This window comes from Bacteroides sp. BFG-606 (assembly GCF_024788145.1).
GTDB lineage: Bacteria > Bacteroidota > Bacteroidia > Bacteroidales > Bacteroidaceae > Bacteroides > Bacteroides vicugnae.
The window spans coordinates 3957673-3973970 of record NZ_JANUIL010000001.1; the positions used below are offsets into that span (position 1 = coordinate 3957673).

The 16298-nt window shown below is 43.5% G+C and carries 16 protein-coding genes; 8 read left to right on the forward strand and 8 right to left on the reverse strand.

Annotated features, from left to right (window positions below; genetic code table 11):
- The first annotated feature begins 378 nt into the window (after positions 1-378).
- Positions 379-2361 (forward strand): alpha-L-arabinofuranosidase C-terminal domain-containing protein, encoded by a 1983-nt coding sequence (locus tag NXV01_RS14715; protein WP_195649089.1) that lies wholly within the window; start codon positions 379-381, stop codon positions 2359-2361.
- A 118-nt stretch (positions 2362-2479) separates the two neighbouring features.
- Here NXV01_RS14715 and galK read toward each other — a convergent pair whose 3' ends face one another.
- Genes galK through NXV01_RS14730 form a run of 3 tightly spaced genes read right to left on the reverse strand, consistent with a single transcriptional unit; the run spans position 2480 to position 6144 of the window.
- Positions 2480-3634 carry a galactokinase gene (gene galK, locus NXV01_RS14720; RefSeq protein WP_195650654.1) on the reverse strand — a complete coding sequence of 385 codons (1155 nt, stop codon included), beginning with the start codon at positions 3632-3634 and terminating at the stop codon, positions 2480-2482.
- A 51-nt stretch (positions 3635-3685) separates the two neighbouring features.
- On the reverse strand, positions 3686-4996 hold the full coding sequence (locus NXV01_RS14725) for an MFS transporter (RefSeq protein ID WP_074556471.1): 1311 nt from the start codon (positions 4994-4996) through the stop codon (positions 3686-3688).
- A 50-nt stretch (positions 4997-5046) separates the two neighbouring features.
- Complete coding sequence (locus tag NXV01_RS14730; RefSeq protein WP_074556472.1) at positions 5047-6144, reverse strand: aldose epimerase family protein; 1098 nt, start codon at positions 6142-6144, stop codon at positions 5047-5049.
- Between the two features lie 259 nt (positions 6145-6403).
- Between NXV01_RS14730 and NXV01_RS14735 the strand changes: the two genes are divergently transcribed.
- From NXV01_RS14735 to NXV01_RS14750, 4 genes are all read left to right on the forward strand, one after another.
- Positions 6404-7375, forward strand: coding sequence for a type I phosphomannose isomerase catalytic subunit (locus NXV01_RS14735; RefSeq protein WP_117515077.1), 972 nt, complete (start codon positions 6404-6406; stop codon positions 7373-7375).
- A 102-nt stretch (positions 7376-7477) separates the two neighbouring features.
- Entirely contained in the window at positions 7478-8443 is a 966-nt protein-coding gene (locus tag NXV01_RS14740; protein WP_259022751.1) for a tyrosine-type DNA invertase cluster 3b, read from the forward strand.
- A 336-nt stretch (positions 8444-8779) separates the two neighbouring features.
- Positions 8780-9358: a UpxY family transcription antiterminator gene (locus NXV01_RS14745; RefSeq protein WP_148366277.1), complete on the forward strand. Its 579-nt coding sequence runs from the start codon at positions 8780-8782 to the stop codon at positions 9356-9358.
- Between the two features lie 32 nt (positions 9359-9390).
- The gene (locus tag NXV01_RS14750; protein ID WP_234133809.1) at positions 9391-10140 is read left to right on the forward strand and encodes a polysaccharide biosynthesis/export family protein; all 750 of its coding nucleotides are present in this window, start codon (positions 9391-9393) and stop codon (positions 10138-10140) included.
- Here the strand turns inward: NXV01_RS14750 and NXV01_RS14755 are convergent.
- The 3 genes from NXV01_RS14755 to NXV01_RS14765 form a co-directional block, all read right to left on the reverse strand.
- Positions 10133-10558, reverse strand: coding sequence for an N-acetylmuramoyl-L-alanine amidase (locus tag NXV01_RS14755; protein ID WP_259022752.1), 426 nt, complete (start codon positions 10556-10558; stop codon positions 10133-10135). The two genes, NXV01_RS14750 and NXV01_RS14755, sit on opposite strands and share 8 nt — an antisense overlap.
- A 4-nt stretch (positions 10559-10562) precedes the next feature.
- Complete coding sequence (locus NXV01_RS14760; protein ID WP_004297473.1) at positions 10563-10670, reverse strand: smalltalk protein; 108 nt, start codon at positions 10668-10670, stop codon at positions 10563-10565.
- 128 nt (positions 10671-10798) lie between these two features.
- The gene (locus tag NXV01_RS14765; RefSeq protein WP_148366283.1) at positions 10799-11287 is read right to left on the reverse strand and encodes a DNA-binding protein; all 489 of its coding nucleotides are present in this window, start codon (positions 11285-11287) and stop codon (positions 10799-10801) included.
- Positions 11288-11507: 220 nt separating this feature from the next.
- Between NXV01_RS14765 and NXV01_RS14770 the strand changes: the two genes are divergently transcribed.
- On the forward strand, positions 11508-11726 hold the full coding sequence (locus NXV01_RS14770; RefSeq protein WP_004297475.1) for a DUF4248 domain-containing protein: 219 nt from the start codon (positions 11508-11510) through the stop codon (positions 11724-11726).
- 133 nt (positions 11727-11859) lie between these two features.
- On the opposite strand, the gene NXV01_RS14775 is transcribed toward NXV01_RS14770, so the two are convergent.
- Positions 11860-13692 carry a DUF3987 domain-containing protein gene (locus NXV01_RS14775; RefSeq protein WP_259022753.1) on the reverse strand — a complete coding sequence of 611 codons (1833 nt, stop codon included), beginning with the start codon at positions 13690-13692 and terminating at the stop codon, positions 11860-11862.
- 29 nt (positions 13693-13721) lie between these two features.
- Positions 13722-14351 (reverse strand): BT4734/BF3469 family protein, encoded by a 630-nt coding sequence (locus NXV01_RS14780; protein WP_195650656.1) that lies wholly within the window; start codon positions 14349-14351, stop codon positions 13722-13724.
- A 161-nt stretch (positions 14352-14512) separates the two neighbouring features.
- On the opposite strand from NXV01_RS14780, the gene NXV01_RS14785 reads away from it, so the two are divergent.
- Positions 14513-14662: a hypothetical protein gene (locus NXV01_RS14785; RefSeq protein WP_167511822.1), complete on the forward strand. Its 150-nt coding sequence runs from the start codon at positions 14513-14515 to the stop codon at positions 14660-14662.
- Positions 14663-14863: 201 nt separating this feature from the next.
- Positions 14864-16270, forward strand: coding sequence for an undecaprenyl-phosphate glucose phosphotransferase (locus tag NXV01_RS14790; RefSeq protein WP_259022754.1), 1407 nt, complete (start codon positions 14864-14866; stop codon positions 16268-16270).
- The last annotated feature ends 28 nt before the right edge of the window (positions 16271-16298 follow it).

A 16298-nucleotide genomic window follows, 5' to 3' on the forward strand; every position in this document is an offset into this window, starting at 1 on the left:
GGTTTTATTTTTAATGTAAATGAGATGCTTATCTTATTTTGGGTGTAAAAGTAACACTTTTGTTTGGTGTATCAAATACACTCTTATATGTTATGCAGCATAAAAGGTATGTTTTATAATTTTTTCCACACCTTATTATATATATAAATATACGCTTTCCTGCAGTTCATATTTGTATTATATGATTGTAATAAATAGGTGTTTTTTTATCTGATTTCGTATTATAAATACGGATACCAGATGGAAATTTGTGCAAATGAATGGAATTTGATCCTTTTTGACCGATAAACACCTGTTTATGATAAAATCGGGTACGCGGAAAATTGAGAATCTGATTATCTTTGCATTTTAACTATATATAATTTTTTATTGAGAACCATGAGAAGATACACAAATTTATTGGCAGTATTAGCCTTGTTTACTAACCTTGCACTTCATGCGCAAACCAATGAGTTGGTGATACAAACGAAGAAGCTGGGAGCGGAAATCCAACCTACTATGTACGGACTCTTTTTTGAGGACATCAACTATGCTGCTGATGGCGGATTATACGCGGAACTGGTAAAGAACCGCTCGTTCGAGTTCCCCCAGCATCTGATGGGATGGAATACCTATGGCAAAGTGACACTGATGGATGACGGACCTTTTGAACGTAATCCGCATTATGTACGCCTTTCCGATCCGGGACACGGACACAAACATACCGGCCTGGATAACGAAGGCTTTTTCGGTATTGGCGTCAAGAAAGGAGAGGAGTATCGCTTTTCTGTTTGGGCGCGTTTGCCGCAAGGAAGTACGAAAGAAACATTGAGGATCGAACTTGTCGATACTAAATCAATGGGTGAACGTCAGGCTTTTGCCGCAGAGAATCTGACGATTGACTCCAACGAATGGAAAAAGTATCAAGTCATCTTGAAGTCCGGCATTACCCATCCAAAATCCGTACTCCGCATTTTCCTTACTTCTAAAGGAACGGTTGATTTGGAGCACGTTTCTCTTTTCCCGGTCAATACCTGGAAAGGACATGAAAATGGTCTTCGCAAAGATTTAGCACAAGCATTGGCGGATATTCATCCCGGAGTCTTCCGCTTCCCCGGTGGTTGTATCGTAGAAGGTACTGACCTCAATACCCGTTATGACTGGAAAAAATCGGTAGGTCCCGTAGAAAACCGCCCTTTGAATGAGAACCGTTGGCAATATACCTTTACCCATCGTTTCTTCCCGGATTATTATCAGAGCTATGGATTAGGATTCTACGAATACTTCCTGTTGTCCGAAGAAATGGGTGCAGCGCCTCTTCCGATTCTGAATTGCGGTCTTTCCTGTCAATATCAGAATAATGATTCGAAAGCTCACGTTGCAGTTTGTGATCTGGATAGCTATATTCAGGATGCACTCGATTTGATAGAATTTGCCAATGGTGACGTCAATACTACATGGGGGAAGGTACGTGCCGATATGGGACATCCTGCTCCATTTAATCTGCAGTTTATCGGTATCGGTAACGAACAATGGGGAAAAGAATATCCCGAACGTCTTGAACCGTTTATCAAAGCCATTCGTAAGGCTCATCCGGAAATCAAAATCGTAGGTAGCTCCGGTCCGAATTCCGAAGGAAAAGAGTTTGATTATTTGTGGCCTGAAATGAAACGTCTGAAAGCTGATTTGGTGGATGAACACTTCTATCGTCCTGAAAGTTGGTTTCTGACACAAGGCGCACGCTATGACAACTATGACCGTAAAGGTCCGAAAGTGTTTGCCGGAGAATATGCCTGCCACGGAAAAGGCAAAAAATGGAATCATTACCATGCTGCTCTGCTTGAAGCTGCTTTTATGACAGGGCTGGAACGTAACGCTGACATCGTACACATGGCTACTTATGCTCCTCTTTTCGCTCACGTAGAAGGATGGCAATGGCGTCCGGATATGATTTGGTTTGATAACCTGAATTCCGTGCGTACTACAAGCTATTATGTACAGCAGTTGTTTGCACATAACAAAGGAACTAACGTGCTTCCGCTTACCATGAATAAGAAAAATGTAACAGGAGCTGAAGGGCAAAACGGACTCTTTGCCAGTGCTGTTTATGATAAGGATAAGAATGAATTGATTGTTAAGGTGGTTAACACTTCCGCCACGGCCCAACCGATTTCATTGAACTTTGAAGGTTTGAAAAAACAGGATGTACTTTCAGACGGCCGTTGCATCAAACTTCATTCGCTTGATCTTGACAAGGATAACACGCTTGAACAACCTTCCGCCATCACTCCACAGGAAACTCCGGTATCGATTGAAGGCAACGTGTTTGTTACCGAACTGGAACCGACTACATTTGCTGTTTATAAATTTAAGAAGAAATAAATAGATGTGTTAGCTCAGAATACCAAGTAATAGGTTTTAAATTTTTGTTAATTGTAAAAGTAAGGGCGGCTTCCGTGAGGAAGCCGCCCTTTTTACTTATTTAATTTCGAATGAATTCTTATTCCAGTCTGCGGGAACCGTCACCGATTACTACATCATACACTTTCGGGCTTCTGCCGAATTTAGCTTTGAAAGCAGCTTTTGTTTTTTCAACGAAGTTGTCATACAATTCGTTTTTGACAAGGTTGATCGTACAACCGCCGAATCCGCCACCCATCACGCGTGAACCGGTAACACCGTATTCTTTAGCGCAGTCATTCAGGAAGTCGAGTTCTTCGCAGCTTACTTCGTACAGCTTGCTCATACCATGATGAGTTTCGTACATCTTCTTACCTACAGTTTCGTAATCATCCTTTTCCAATGCTTCACAAACGTCGAGTACACGTTGGATTTCCTCGATTACGTATTCTGCACGCATATAGTCTTCAGCGCTGATATCAGCTTTTGCTTCTTCCAGCATAGCCATTGTACAGTCGCGCAGGAATTCTACGTGCGGATGTTTTTTCTGGATAGCGGCAACAGCAGCTTCACAGCTTTGGCGACGCTTGTTGTAAGCAGAAGAAGCCAATTCGTGTTTCACCACTGAATCCATCAGAACCAGGCGATAACCTTCCGGATGGAATGGGAAATACTGATACTCCAGTGAACGGCAATCCAGACGGATCAAGCTGCCTGCTTTACCGAATACGGAAGCAAACTGGTCCATAATACCGCAGTTCACACCACAATAGTTATGTTCTGTAGCCTGACCCACTTTAGCCAATTCAAACTTATCTATCTTGTTTTCACCGAACAGCTCGTTCAATGCGAAGGCATATGTACTTTCCAGAGCAGCAGAAGAAGACATACCTGCACCCAGAGGCACATCACCTGCGAAAGCAGTATTGAATCCCTTCACGTCAACGCCACGTTTGATCATTTCACGGCATACACCGAAAATATATCTTGCCCAGCTGGCGCGTGGAGCATCTTCTTCATTCAAGCCAAATTCCACATAATCTTTCAAGTCGATAGAGTAAGCCTTTACTTTGTCAGTACCGTTCGGTTTGATTTCAGCAATCATCCCTTTATCTACCGCTCCCGGAAAAACGAATCCACCGTTGTAGTCAGTGTGTTCGCCGATCAGGTTGATACGGCCCGGAGAAGCATATAGAAAGCCGGTAGTTCCGTCAAAGTGTTTAATGAATCGACTTCTTACGTATTCTGTATCCATGATATTTATATTTTAAAGGTGAATAAATTGAATTCTATTCTATGTGATTGTTTATTCCACAGGAATATCCTTATTTACATTCTTGCAACCTACCAGACCGTAGAACAACAGGTAAGCCAAAGCGGCGATAATAACCCAATAGCTAGGCATGAAACCAGCGATATCGGCTACTAATCCCTGAATTACAGGTAAGATACCTCCACCACATACCAGTACCATAAACAGACCGGAAGCAGCAGCCAGATATTTACCTAAACCTTCTACAGCAAGGTTGAAAATACCACCCCACATGATAGAAGTACATAAGCCCACTAATACCAGATACATGGCATTGATAGGAACTTCTGCAAATCCGAATGACAAACTACCGGTAGCGCTTTGTTGAAGTACAGGTAGATCAACCATTGTTTCTGTAGATGAGAAGATGGCAAGGAATACCAGAATCAAACCTAAAGCAGAAGTAAATGTAAGCATAGCCTTACTGGAGATTTTAGCACCAAGAGAAGCACCTGTCAAGCGTCCGATCAACATCAGGAACCAGTATGTTCCTACTACGAATCCCGAGATTGTAGAAGCGATACCTGCTCCACCTTTTTCTACAGGGTCTGTCAAGAATAAATTCAAAGTTCCCGGTACACCTACTTCAATACCTACATATACAAAGATTGCAATAGCTCCCAGGACGAAATGACGGAACTTCAAAGCACCTTTCATCAATTTACCGATAGGTTCTGTTGCGGTAGCGGCGTTAGGCTCTGGTATGCGTACAAACAAAAGCACGAAGAATGCGAAAGCGAACACAGCCATAGCGGTGTACATCACAGGGAATATTTGAGAAATAGTAGCTTTTTCGATAGATCCGGCGATAAGGATACCTACAAACATCGGAGTAATGGTAGCCATTACAGAGTTGAAAGAGCCACCTACCTGGATAAGCTGATTACCTTTGTTACCTTCGCCACCAAGTTTGTTCAGCATCGGGTTCACAACAGTGTTAAGCAAACACATAGAGAAACCTGCTACGAATGCACCGATCAAATAAACAGCGAAAGCCATTTCCGGGCTTGAATGGCCGGATAAGAACTGGATACCTACGCCTATGAAGCCGATAGCTACTGCGATAAGTGCTGTTTTCTTATAGCCCACGCGTTGTAACAGGATGCCGCTCGGAATACCCATTACTGCATAAGCAATAAAGTTTCCGAAGTTTCCCAGCATACCTAATGCGTTTGATACGTCGAACTGGTTTTTCAATACGATACCCATAGGGGCAGCGAGGTTAGTAACAAATGAAATCATACCGAAAAGGAAAATCATCGTAATGATCGCAATGATTTTTCCATTCTTTTTTTCTTGTGTCATGGTTCAAAAAAATGTTAGTTTATAAAATTAGGTTAGTTATTTTTCAAATCTTATTCTTCTACCGTAAATTTGTAGACAGTGATCTGTTGGTATTCATCACCCGGCAGCAAAGTAGCCGATGGGAAATGCGGTTTGTTCGGAGTATCCGGGAAACACTGTGCCTCAAAGCAGATAGCGCTTCTGGCAGGGAATGTAGCTCCGTGTGCACCTTCAAATCCGTTGAGCCAGTTGCCTGTATAGAGTTGTACACCCGCTTCGGTGGTATATACTTCCATGATACGTCCGCTTTCCGGATCCTTGCAAGTGGCAGCCAGATCGAGCGAACCGCTTTCCAACTTGTTCAGTACGTAACAGTGGTCATATCCTGCACCGAAAATCAGTTGCTGGAATTTGTCGTCGATACGTTCGCCTACAGTGTGCGGGGCACGGAAATCCATCGGAGTACCCTCTACTTTGGCAATTTCACCGGTAGGGATAGAAACTTCGTCGATAGGCGTATAGAAATCAGCGTTGATCGTAACGATGTGGTTGTTGACGGTAGGAGTAGGGTTGGAAATACCGGCGAGGTTGAAGAAACCGTGGTTAGTCAAGTTAACGACTGTAGCTTTGTCGGTGGTAGCTCGGTATTCGATATTCAGTGCATTTACTTCGTTGTCCAGGCGGTAGGTCATTTCTATTTCCAGATTGCCGGGGAATCCCTCTTCGCCATCGGCAGAAACATAGTTGAATTGCACCGTACTCTCATCAATCTGGACAGCATCCCATACACGGGCGTGGAAACCGGTAGGTCCACCATGCAGAGAGTTAGGTCCGTTGTTAATCGTGAGTTCATGTTCTTCGCCGAACAAAGTGAATTTTCCTTTCGCAATACGGTTGCCGTAGCGTCCGATAGTAGTGCTTAAGAAAGGTTCCGGGCTGTTGATGACGTGGTCGATGCTGTCGTGTCCGAGGATTACATTGGCATACTTACCGTTTTTGTCCGGTACCATGATAGAAAGAATGGCGCATCCGTAATTGGTTACAGCTACTTCCATTCCCTTTGCGTTTTTGAGGATAAATAAATCAGTTTTCTTATCATTTATATCCTTTTGGAAATCTTTCCGGCTAAGCCCTGATAGATTCCCTTCTGTTGGGAATGTGTTATTCATGTCTGGTATTATTAAAATTTTCCTGCAAATAAAGGGAAATTCTTTCTTACTCACAAATTATTCCGGCTAAATATAGTAGATGCTTTAGGAAAGTTTAGCTTTATTACTTCATCTTCTTCGAATGCAAGAATAAAAGATGCTTTCTTAAATGAATTTTCATCCTCCTTTTCTTAAAAACTGAACTATTTTTTGTATGTTTGTTGCCGGATTGTAACAATCCGAGCGAATTTAATCTAAGTTTATAACAAGAAAAACAAAAATGTATCCATTAAAATTCGAACCTATTCTGAAGCAGACGCTTTGGGGGGGCGACAAAATTATTCCATTCAAGCATTTGAATTCAGACTTGAAAGGAGTAGGAGAAAGCTGGGAGATTTCTGGCGTTGAGAACAATGAATCCGTAGTGGCTAATGGTCCGGATAAAGGTCTAACCTTGGCCGATATGGTCAGAAAGTATCGCGAGGAGCTGGTTGGAGAAGCGAATTATGCTCGTTTCGGCAATAAATTTCCACTGCTCATTAAGTTCATCGACGCCAAACAGGATTTGTCAATCCAGGTACATCCGACAGATGAGTTGGCGAAGAAACGCCACAATTCGATGGGAAAAACCGAGATGTGGTATGTGGTAGATGCCGACAAAGGAGCTAAATTGCGTTCAGGGTTCTCTGAACAGATTACCCCGAAAGAATATAAAGAACGCGTGTTGAACAATACGATTACCGACGTATTGCAGGAATATGAAATTCATCCGGGTGATGTATTCTTCCTTCCTGCCGGACGTGTGCACAGCATCGGGGCAGGTTCTTTCATCGCCGAGATTCAGCAGACCTCTGATATAACTTACCGTATCTACGATTTCAACCGTAAAGATGCGAATGGCAAAACCCGCGAACTTCACACCGATTTAGCCCGTGAAGCCATCAACTATGAGGTATTGGATGACTATCGCACTAAATACGAACCGTTGAAGGACGAACCGGTAGAACTGGTTGCTTGCACTTACTTCACGACTTCTCTGTATGACATGACTGAAGAAATCAGTTGCGACTATTCCGAACTCGATTCATTCGTAATCTTTATCTGTATGGAAGGATCCTGCAAGATGAGAGACAATGAAGGTAATGAACTGACTGTCAGTGCAGGAGAATCTATCCTGTTGCCTGCTACCACGCAAGATGTCACAATCACTCCCGAAGGAGGAAATGTGAAACTGCTGGAAACATACGTGTAAGATAATATCGTACAAAATGGAATTCATCCGACTTTGTTCCGTTCTCATGATGGACAAAGCCGGATGATTTTTTTTGAAATATATAAAATAATAAATGATGTAATGAGGAACAAAAATGGATTTAGCCGGTGTGCAGAGTTCTACATCGGCCGTTTGCGAAAGGAGGGACGCCATTCTACAGCACATGTTTACAAGAATGCTCTCTTCTCTTTCAGCAAGTTTTGCGGCACGTTCAATGTGTCGTTCAGACAAGTCACCCGGGAAAGTTTACGGCGTTACGGGCAGTACCTTTACGAGTGTGGTTTGAAGCCCAACACGATTTCTACGTATATGCGTATGCTTCGTAGCATTTACAACCGGGGAGTGGAAGCAGGTATTGCGTCTTATGTGCCGCGACTGTTTCATGATGTTTATACAGGTGTGGATATCCGCCAGAAAAAAGCCCTGCCTGCTGTCGAATTGCATAAGCTTCTATATGAAGATCCAAAGTCGGAGCGATTGCGTCGTACACAGGCTATTGCTGCCCTGATGTTCCAGTTTTGTGGAATGTCGTTTGCCGATTTGGCTCATTTGGAGAAATCGGCTTTGGATCAGAATGTGTTGCGGTATAATCGTATCAAAACCAAAACTCCGATGAGTGTGGAAGTGCTTGATACAGCCAGGGAAATGATCAACCAGCTCCGTAACAGGGAAGATGCCCAACCCGATCGTCCGGATTATCTGTTTGACATTCTTAGCGGCAAACAGAAACGTCAGGATGAAAAAGGGTATCGGGAATATCAGTCCGCTCTCCGTCAGTTCAATAATTGTTTGAAAGACTTGGCTAGAGCTTTACGTCTGCAATCTCCCGTCACTTCCTATACACTTCGCCATTCTTGGGCAACGACAGCGAAGTATCGGGGAGTACCTATTGAAATGATTAGTGAATCATTGGGCCATAAATCTATAAAAACAACACAAATCTATTTAAAAGGCTTTGGACTTAAAGAACGTACAGAGGTAAATAAAGGGAATTTATCTTACGTCAGAAACTGTTGTGTAGACAGAAAGAAAAGTGTAAAGTGCTAGTAGTCAGTATTGATATATGTGCGTTACTTCTTAGGTAACGGAACTTAAATTTGACGCAAAGATAGACAAAAACATAGATAGTAAGCAAATATTCTTCCACTTTTTTTCGTTTTATCTGAAATATAAGGAAAAAAACTATCCGAACATGAAATAATCTAATTTTCATGCTCTATACTTTTTTATTGCCTAATCTCTGGATTTTTCCTGTTGAGTATTAGGCAGTTCCATTCTTGTGCCCTATTCCTATATGTGATTTCCATTTTTATTGAGATGCGTGCCTTGTGTATGTATTGTCCGTTACCTAAGAAGTAACGGAATAACATGGGGTAAAAAAACATGATTTTAACAAAACCAAAATCAATTAGTGCTGGGCCTAGTGATGGGACAGGGGAAGGCGTAGCACACTCTAAACGCTGGTATGTCGCTCTGGTTCGTATGCACCACGAGAAGAAAGTAGCCGAGCGTTTATCTAAAATGGGGATTGAGAATTTCGTTCCTGTCCAACAAGAAATTCACCAGTGGAGTGACCGGCGCAAGATGGTTGAGTCCGTTCTTCTGCCCATGATGGTGTTTGTGCATGTAAATCCGAAAGAACGCAAAGAAGTTCTGGGTTTCTCTACTGTTAGCCGTTATATGGTGATGCGCGGTGAGAGTTCTCCGGCGGTGATTCCTGATGAGCAGATGGCTCGTTTCCGTTTCATGCTCGACTATTCAGAGGAAGCTATTTGTATGAACAGTTCTCCTTTGGCACGTGGTGAAAGGGTCCGTGTTGTGAAAGGACCTCTGACCGGGCTGGTTGGTGAACTGGTCAATGTCGATGGCAAAAGCAAGATTGCTGTCCGGCTGAATATGCTGGGATGCGCTTGTGTTAATATGCCTATTGGTTATGTCGAGGCTATCTGCGAGAAAAACTAATACCCGTCAGTCATTATTTATCCACCATTTACATGAATACGAAATTATCCTGTGCTTTTGCACTGATATTCTTTTTCTTCTTTTTCTCGGCTTGCCAGTCCTATAAGAAAGTACCTTATTTACAGGATGCGGAGATTTTGAAACAGGCGAATACGCAAGTTGCACCTGTTCAGGACGCAAGACTGATACCGGGCGATGAGGTTTCCATTTTTGTTTCCACTTCCGATCCGGTTGTTTCGCAGCCATTCAATGAACAAGGCAGTACATTTCTGCTGGATGACCAGGGAAATATCAACTATCCGGTTTTAGGTAAACTTTCTTTAACCGGTTTAACAAGTCGTGAAGCTGAAAACCTGATAACGGAGAGACTGAAATCTTACGTGAAAGAACGTCCTACGGTAGTAGTCCGTATGTCCGGCTTTAAAGTTTCGGTTTTGGGAGAAGTGGCTTCCCCCGGTGTTTATCCGGTGGTGAATGAGCAGATCAATGTGCTCGAAGCACTTGCCATGGCAGGAGATTTGACAATTTATGGTGTTCGTGATAATGTAAAACTAATCCGCGAAGACAGGAATGGGCATAAACAGTTTGTTACACTCAATCTGAACGACGCGGATTTGTTAATCTCTCCTTATTATCAGTTGCAACAGAATGACATCCTGTATGTCACTCCTAATAAAACCAAAGCGCAGAGCGCAGACATAGGAACAAGTACGACGATGTGGGTTTCGGGATTTTCCATCCTGGTGTCTATTGCCAGTTTGCTGGTCAATATACTTAGATAATACCACCTAATTCCCGATACTCCTCCGTACAATTAAAACACGGACACTCCTTCATCGGATTCAAATCATGATGGCCTACAATCAACGTCTTAGGAAATATTTTCCTCAATTCGCGGAGCAGACCGAGCAAAGAAGCCCGTTGTGCCAATGTACGCGTGTCTTTGGGACGTCCTGCCATATCCAGCCCTCCTTCATAACAAATACCTATCGAATGGGTGTTATGGTCACGGCAGTGTGCCCCGACCTTTTCCAGAGGACGACCCTGGCAGATTTCTCCGTCCCGGGTGATGTAGAAATGATAGCCGATGTCACGGAATCTCCGGTGCAAGATATGATCTTGTCGGCAAGCCTCCACCGAAAGGGACTTTCCTTCCGGCGTGGCACTGCAATGAATGATAATCAGAGTGATGGTACGCATAGGACTACATACAGCTCTGTACTCCGATCAAACCTCCGATAGCGGTGGCAACGGTGATAATCACTTTGATGATGAAGCTCCATACGGAGCGGGGAGATGATGAATTACTCATAATAATAAGTTTTAAATAAATTGATAATAGTTTTTTTATTCACCACGGAGGACACAGAGGAAACAGAGGAAAGAAATAATCTGTGGTGAAAAAACTCTGTGTCCTCGGTGTCCTCTGTGGTGAATCCCTTAAGCAGCCGGATCAGGCGCTTCACCGCCACCATCCGGTTTCGGATCAGGGTTGTCACCCGAATCAGAACCTCCTCCGGCAGTTGTTGGTTTCTGATATTCGGCCTGCTGCTTCAACTGGCTGTCGAGTTTCAGGTTGGTGGTTGACAAATTACCGGTAGCACGGGCTTTCAGACGCATACCAGTGATGTTTTTCTCCAGTGAGAAATCTTCCAGCGTATCAGCCGCCTTACTGCGGATGCCCACACCAAAGATGGCAAGGTCGTCGATTTTCACACATTTGCCATCCAGCAGCAGTTCTTTGATACAGTCAACCATGTCGGAAAGCACACCTTTGATGACACCACCGGAATACGGTGAATTGTGCTTCGACATATGCTCGGCAAGCTTTGCCAAATCAAACGTCTCGTCGCTTACTGCACGGGCGAACCACTTGCCTGCATTCAGGCCTTTCTGTTGTTGGTTTTGATAAATTTTGTAACGGATCATAAAACAATAAATTAAAGGGTTAAACATCGTGTCCGAGGGATTCTTTTCCCTTTCGACAATACAAAGATACTACCCTCAAACCTTGGAAAATCAATAGTATGCGCTTGCGTACGATTGTTGTCAATTATGCGCAGTAACAGTCGGTTATTCAATGGAAAAACGTAGGATATGTGGATATGTTTTGTTATTTTTGTAACTGTAAATCAGAAACTTATTCATTATGAACGAATTCAAAATACGTGCCTACGGCCGCATGGAACTGGCTCAACTTTATTCTCCGGAACTAACTGACATTGCTGCATATCGAAAGATGAAGAAATGGATCTCTTTATGTCCCGGACTTCTGCAACGTCTGTACGACTTAGGTTACGAATCAAAGCGCCGCTCATTCACCCCGTTGGAGGTGAGAGTGATTGTAGACGCCTTGGGAGAACCTTAGAAGAGCGGAAAAGTAAAGCACCGCTTTAGCAATCGTAAAGCTATGCTTTACCACCTCTAAAGCGCCGCTTTAGATTTCATGAAACGTCCTGTTGTTATATAAATGCAAAGAATGCACTTTTTCCGGGGGCTCCCTAACACACGCACACATGCGTGCGCGTATAAACGCCTTTATCGTCTGTATTGATGAGCAATCCTTTTTTTATCAGACGGTTCAGCCAGCTAAGAGCAGTGTTAGGTTTGATTTTCATCTTTTCAGCCTGCTCCAACAACTGTGTGCGGGTGAACTGGTTGCCCATTATTTCAAAAAGTGCATCCCGGTCGGCATTGGCTCTATGTTTGACCTCTGTGGAAGGAAGAAAAGATAAGATATGTGTGGCATGACGATAGAGCGGAGTTACAAGCTCCAGCACCGCATGGAAATCTTCAGCGGTGATTGTCATATCCCAACGGGTGATAATGCTGTCTTTGATATTATCGGCAGCAATCTCCTTGTCAGGAGTCAGCAGAGGGGCGGAAGAACCTTTGAACTGATAAGGCTGGTCGCATTCCAGTGCACGCATCATAGCTATTTCTGCCATGATACGGCACGTGTTGACAGCCAGTCGGGCTATGGAACTGCTCATTTCGTTATCGTTGGCGAGTCCCGAACGGAAAAACAGATCGGCAAAGAGAGCATTGAACTCTTGCTTTTGTTCATCAGTGAGCCGGAGCGTATGAAGCCCGTGTGCTTTCATCAGGTCCAGTTGCTTTTTCCATTCCAGACCTATGTCTGTGAAGACAGCTTCCAGATCGGTTTCGCCACTTTCAAACTGGTTGATCCATGTCCATATACCGTGCATATAATAAAACAGCTGGCGCGAGAAGAGACCGTTCTCTGTCGATGGAATAAGTGGTTTTACCTGTGCGGGTGTACCGGAAAGCAGGACGGAAAGATAGCTTTTCTTTACTTCCCGGTATTCCTGGTCGGTGCGTCGGTTGTACGACAGACGGTCGTGGTCGAACGCTTTGCGGAGCGTATCGCTCCAGTGTCCGTATTCAGAGCCGATAGCTGCAGAGATGGTGTCCGCTTCGGTTTCGCAGATAAGCCCTGTGCCGTTGGCATCCATGATATTTTGCAGAATACCCGTTCCGGTGTTATTACCCGAAATGAGGAACATTTTATTCTTGGGCATTTGAGGAGCTTCCACTTTGCAGCGCTCCTTTCCCATGACATCATAGGCGGCTTTCTCTTTCTTGTAGGCCTTGACCTTTTCCGCTACTTGTTGGCGGAGCTCGTCATGAATAGGCTCTACAAGCAGACGGATGAACGAAAGAATTCCCTTACCCGAGGCGGAAGGAGCTACAATAAAACTTTGCAGGCAAGGAGACTGGAGTTTGCCGGCGTATGGACATCTCACATATCGCTCCATGCTGGCACCTATGGCGGTCAATGCTCCGAGCAGCATGACATCGCGTTGTGTGGGGCTGGTGGCATAACTCATGATGAGCAACAGGATTTTCGGCCAGTCCGCTTCGGTGAAAGAGGGCAATGGCTGGTTCGGTTCACTACCGTCCTGCAGCTCTTCGGATTCGTCCGGTTCTTCATTGTCCACCTTATTATATACGTGCGTGTGTGTGAGATTTTTGGTCGGTGTATTTTCTGCATTTTTTGCATTTTTCCGGTGGTTCATCATTTCCTCTTTGCAGAGAGTTACACCCGTCCTTTCAGCAAGATGGAATGCAGTGCCCAGATGGACATCTCCATGCCGGGTAGTAAGTGCGTTGGAGAATATCCGTTCGGCATGTTCCCGTTCGTACTTGGCAGACACCCGGCACAACCGATGGAAAAACTCGCGTCCAGCTTCTCCGCAATCGGTTGCGATGGCGAACGCCAGTTGTACATATTCAGCATACGTAGGGGCAATATCCGCTCCTGCAGTTTCAACCGCCTCACAGAGGCGGCATAACGATTCAATTTCGTCCATAATTTTAATTTATAGTTTTTAATATCTAATTATTTACTGTTTCTAAACAACGCTCCCGGATCATGACTAAGAAAGCAAGACCTTACAATGTCCTTACCGGAAAAGTCTACCCCTTTGCGTTTTTCTCCGAATGGAGAAGGTGTTTCCGTACCATAGAGCAGCACGGTGAACATCATTGCCAGCTTCATATTTTCGATGATACTGTTTGTGTCGTTAGCCATGGGTAAATGATTGTAGGGTACGAATGCTTTCACACCCCGTCCACTGGGACTGATAAACGTGAGTACAGGATGCAGAAGGTGGTCATTAAACAATGCGCTGCGCATTTCCACTGCCTCCTGATAGGAGTCGAGATGGTCGATATCTACCACCACCAGATGTGAAGAAGCTACGAAACATTTGCTGTTTCGACGCGAGAACGTACCACAGGGAGTCACATAAGGCAATAGTGATGCTTTTGCGGTCCGTATATCTTCGGAATTGCGTACTTGTCCGGTCAGGATTTTGAGATTCTCGTTGCAGGTTATCATTTGAAAAACTTGCTCTACGGAGACTTCGCAGGAGGGAATAAGTGTTGCAGGAGTAACAATCCGTCCCTGTTCATTTTTGATGGGAGCAATGGGAGGCATGAAATAAGACATTCTGAAATCGTTTGTCATCATTTAATTTTTTAAGTTTTTAATTCAGTAATTGCTTTGTCTTTCAAAAGCATGGGCGAAGATCAGCAAAGATTTTAAAATGCTGTTCCCGACATGTCGGGAACAATGTGAAAATAATTAACGTGAAACTTACATATTTAACAAAAAACAAAGAAATGGACATGCGAAACGAAATTCGCCACGAGGCTTTAGGAATCCTGATTGAGGAGGAGTTGAGACGTGCGGGGGTGAATATTACAGCAATGTGTGATGCTATGCACATGGGGCATACGACTTACTCTGATCTAAGGGGGGCTCCGATAAACATCTGAAGTATTACGAAGGTATTCTTGATTTTTATTGTAACGCTCTTACTGATGAAGAAATTCTTGAAAAAATAGAAAAGTGGGCATTGATGTATCTTCGGTACAGGAAAAAGAAGAAAGAGGAACTTGCTAACAATGATAAAAACTGTACTAATGGAGTGGTAGAGCTAGCATATGATGATTGAATGAAAAAAGATAAATAATATTATGCAGGAAGTCCAACGTTTTAATAAAGTCCTAAAATCTTTTGTCCTTTTAGGGGACATTATCTTACTGAACTTACTGTTGTGGGTATTCGATTCTCTTTGGGGAAACCGTTCCCTTTTTGAGTTTTCCATGCCTCTTTTCCAGAGCATGGCTTTGATGACTTTATGTTATCTGGTTTGCAACATTCGTTCCGGAGTGATCCTTCATCGTCCGGTGGTTCGTCCGGAGCAAATCATGCTTCGAGTGGCACGGAACATGATTCCTTTTGTATTGATGGTGTTGGGACTCTCATACATTTTCCATTTTGAATGTGTTAACCTGCGTCAGCTGGGGGCATTTTACGTAGTTCTCATTATCGTTATTATTTCTTATCGCCTGACGTTTCGTTATATTCTGGAGCTTTATCGCAAAAGTGGGGAAAATGTCCGAAAGGTAGTACTAGTGGGTAGCCATGAAAATATGCAGGAACTTTATCATTCCATGACGGATGATCCGACATCCGGATTTCGGGTACTGGGATATTTTGAAGATTATCCATCAGACCGCTATCCTATGAATGTAGCATATTTGGGACAGCCATGCGAAGCCGTTGATTATTTGACCCGTAATGCGGGAAAAGTAGACCAGCTTTATTGCAGTCTTCCTTCCGCCCGTAGTGCTGAAATTGTGCCGATTATCAACTATTGTGAGAACCATCTGATTCGTTTTTTCAGTGTTCCCAATGTCCGGAACTATCTGAAACGGAGAATGCATTTTGAAATGCTAGGTAATGTTCCGGTACTTTCTATCCGTCGTGAGCCACTAGAGTTATTGGAAAATCGTATTGTGAAACGTAGCTTTGATATTATTTGCTCGCTACTGTTCCTTTGTACCCTTTTCCCGATTATATATGTCATTGTGGGACTGGCTATAAAGATAAGTTCTCCCGGACCTGTCTTTTTCAAACAGAAACGAAGTGGTGAAGATGGTCGTGAATTTTGGTGCTATAAGTTTCGTTCGATGCGGGTGAATGCTCTATGTGATACATTACAGGCTACCGAACATGATCCTCGTAAAACCCGAATCGGTGATTTGATTCGTAAGACGAATGTGGATGAACTTCCTCAATTTATTAATGTACTGAAAGGGGATATGTCTTTAGTGGGTCCTCGTCCGCACATGTTGAAGCACACAGAAGAATATTCCCATTTAATAAATAAATATATGGTTCGTCATTTTGTGAAACCGGGTATTACAGGTTGGGCACAGGTGACAGGTTTTCGTGGAGAAACAAAAGAGCTTTGGCAGATGGAAGGACGCGTGCAACGTGACATCTGGTATATCGAACATTGGACGTTTCTTTTGGATTTATATATCATGTATAAAACTGTGTATAATGTCATCCGCGGGGATAAAGAGGCTTATTGAAATAATTAAAGATTAAAAACTAAAAATT

What these genes read in the sequence shown, in the direction of transcription:
- NXV01_RS14770 (WP_004297475.1), top strand. Translation starts at nt 11,508, where the DNA reads ATGAACGAATTCAAAATACGTGCCTACGGCCGCATGGAACTGGCTCAA.
- NXV01_RS14740 (WP_259022751.1), top strand. Translation starts at nt 7,478, where the DNA reads ATGAGGAACAAAAATGGATTTAGCCGGTGTGCAGAGTTCTACATCGGC.
- NXV01_RS14715 (WP_195649089.1), top strand. Translation starts at nt 379, where the DNA reads ATGAGAAGATACACAAATTTATTGGCAGTATTAGCCTTGTTTACTAAC.
- NXV01_RS14760 (WP_004297473.1), bottom strand. Translation starts at nt 10,670, where the DNA reads ATGAGTAATTCATCATCTCCCCGCTCCGTATGGAGCTTCATCATCAAA.
- NXV01_RS14735 (WP_117515077.1), top strand. Translation starts at nt 6,404, where the DNA reads ATGTATCCATTAAAATTCGAACCTATTCTGAAGCAGACGCTTTGGGGG.
- NXV01_RS14725 (WP_074556471.1), bottom strand. Translation starts at nt 4,996, where the DNA reads ATGACACAAGAAAAAAAGAATGGAAAAATCATTGCGATCATTACGATG.
- NXV01_RS14775 (WP_259022753.1), bottom strand. Translation starts at nt 13,692, where the DNA reads ATGGACGAAATTGAATCGTTATGCCGCCTCTGTGAGGCGGTTGAAACT.
- NXV01_RS14755 (WP_259022752.1), bottom strand. Translation starts at nt 10,558, where the DNA reads ATGCGTACCATCACTCTGATTATCATTCATTGCAGTGCCACGCCGGAA.
- galK (WP_195650654.1), bottom strand. Translation starts at nt 3,634, where the DNA reads ATGGATACAGAATACGTAAGAAGTCGATTCATTAAACACTTTGACGGA.
- NXV01_RS14780 (WP_195650656.1), bottom strand. Translation starts at nt 14,351, where the DNA reads ATGACAAACGATTTCAGAATGTCTTATTTCATGCCTCCCATTGCTCCC.
- NXV01_RS14745 (WP_148366277.1), top strand. Translation starts at nt 8,780, where the DNA reads ATGATTTTAACAAAACCAAAATCAATTAGTGCTGGGCCTAGTGATGGG.
- NXV01_RS14730 (WP_074556472.1), bottom strand. Translation starts at nt 6,144, where the DNA reads ATGAATAACACATTCCCAACAGAAGGGAATCTATCAGGGCTTAGCCGG.
- NXV01_RS14790 (WP_259022754.1), top strand. Translation starts at nt 14,864, where the DNA reads ATGCAGGAAGTCCAACGTTTTAATAAAGTCCTAAAATCTTTTGTCCTT.
- NXV01_RS14785 (WP_167511822.1), top strand. Translation starts at nt 14,513, where the DNA reads ATGCGAAACGAAATTCGCCACGAGGCTTTAGGAATCCTGATTGAGGAG.
- NXV01_RS14765 (WP_148366283.1), bottom strand. Translation starts at nt 11,287, where the DNA reads ATGATCCGTTACAAAATTTATCAAAACCAACAACAGAAAGGCCTGAAT.
- NXV01_RS14750 (WP_234133809.1), top strand. Translation starts at nt 9,391, where the DNA reads ATGAATACGAAATTATCCTGTGCTTTTGCACTGATATTCTTTTTCTTC.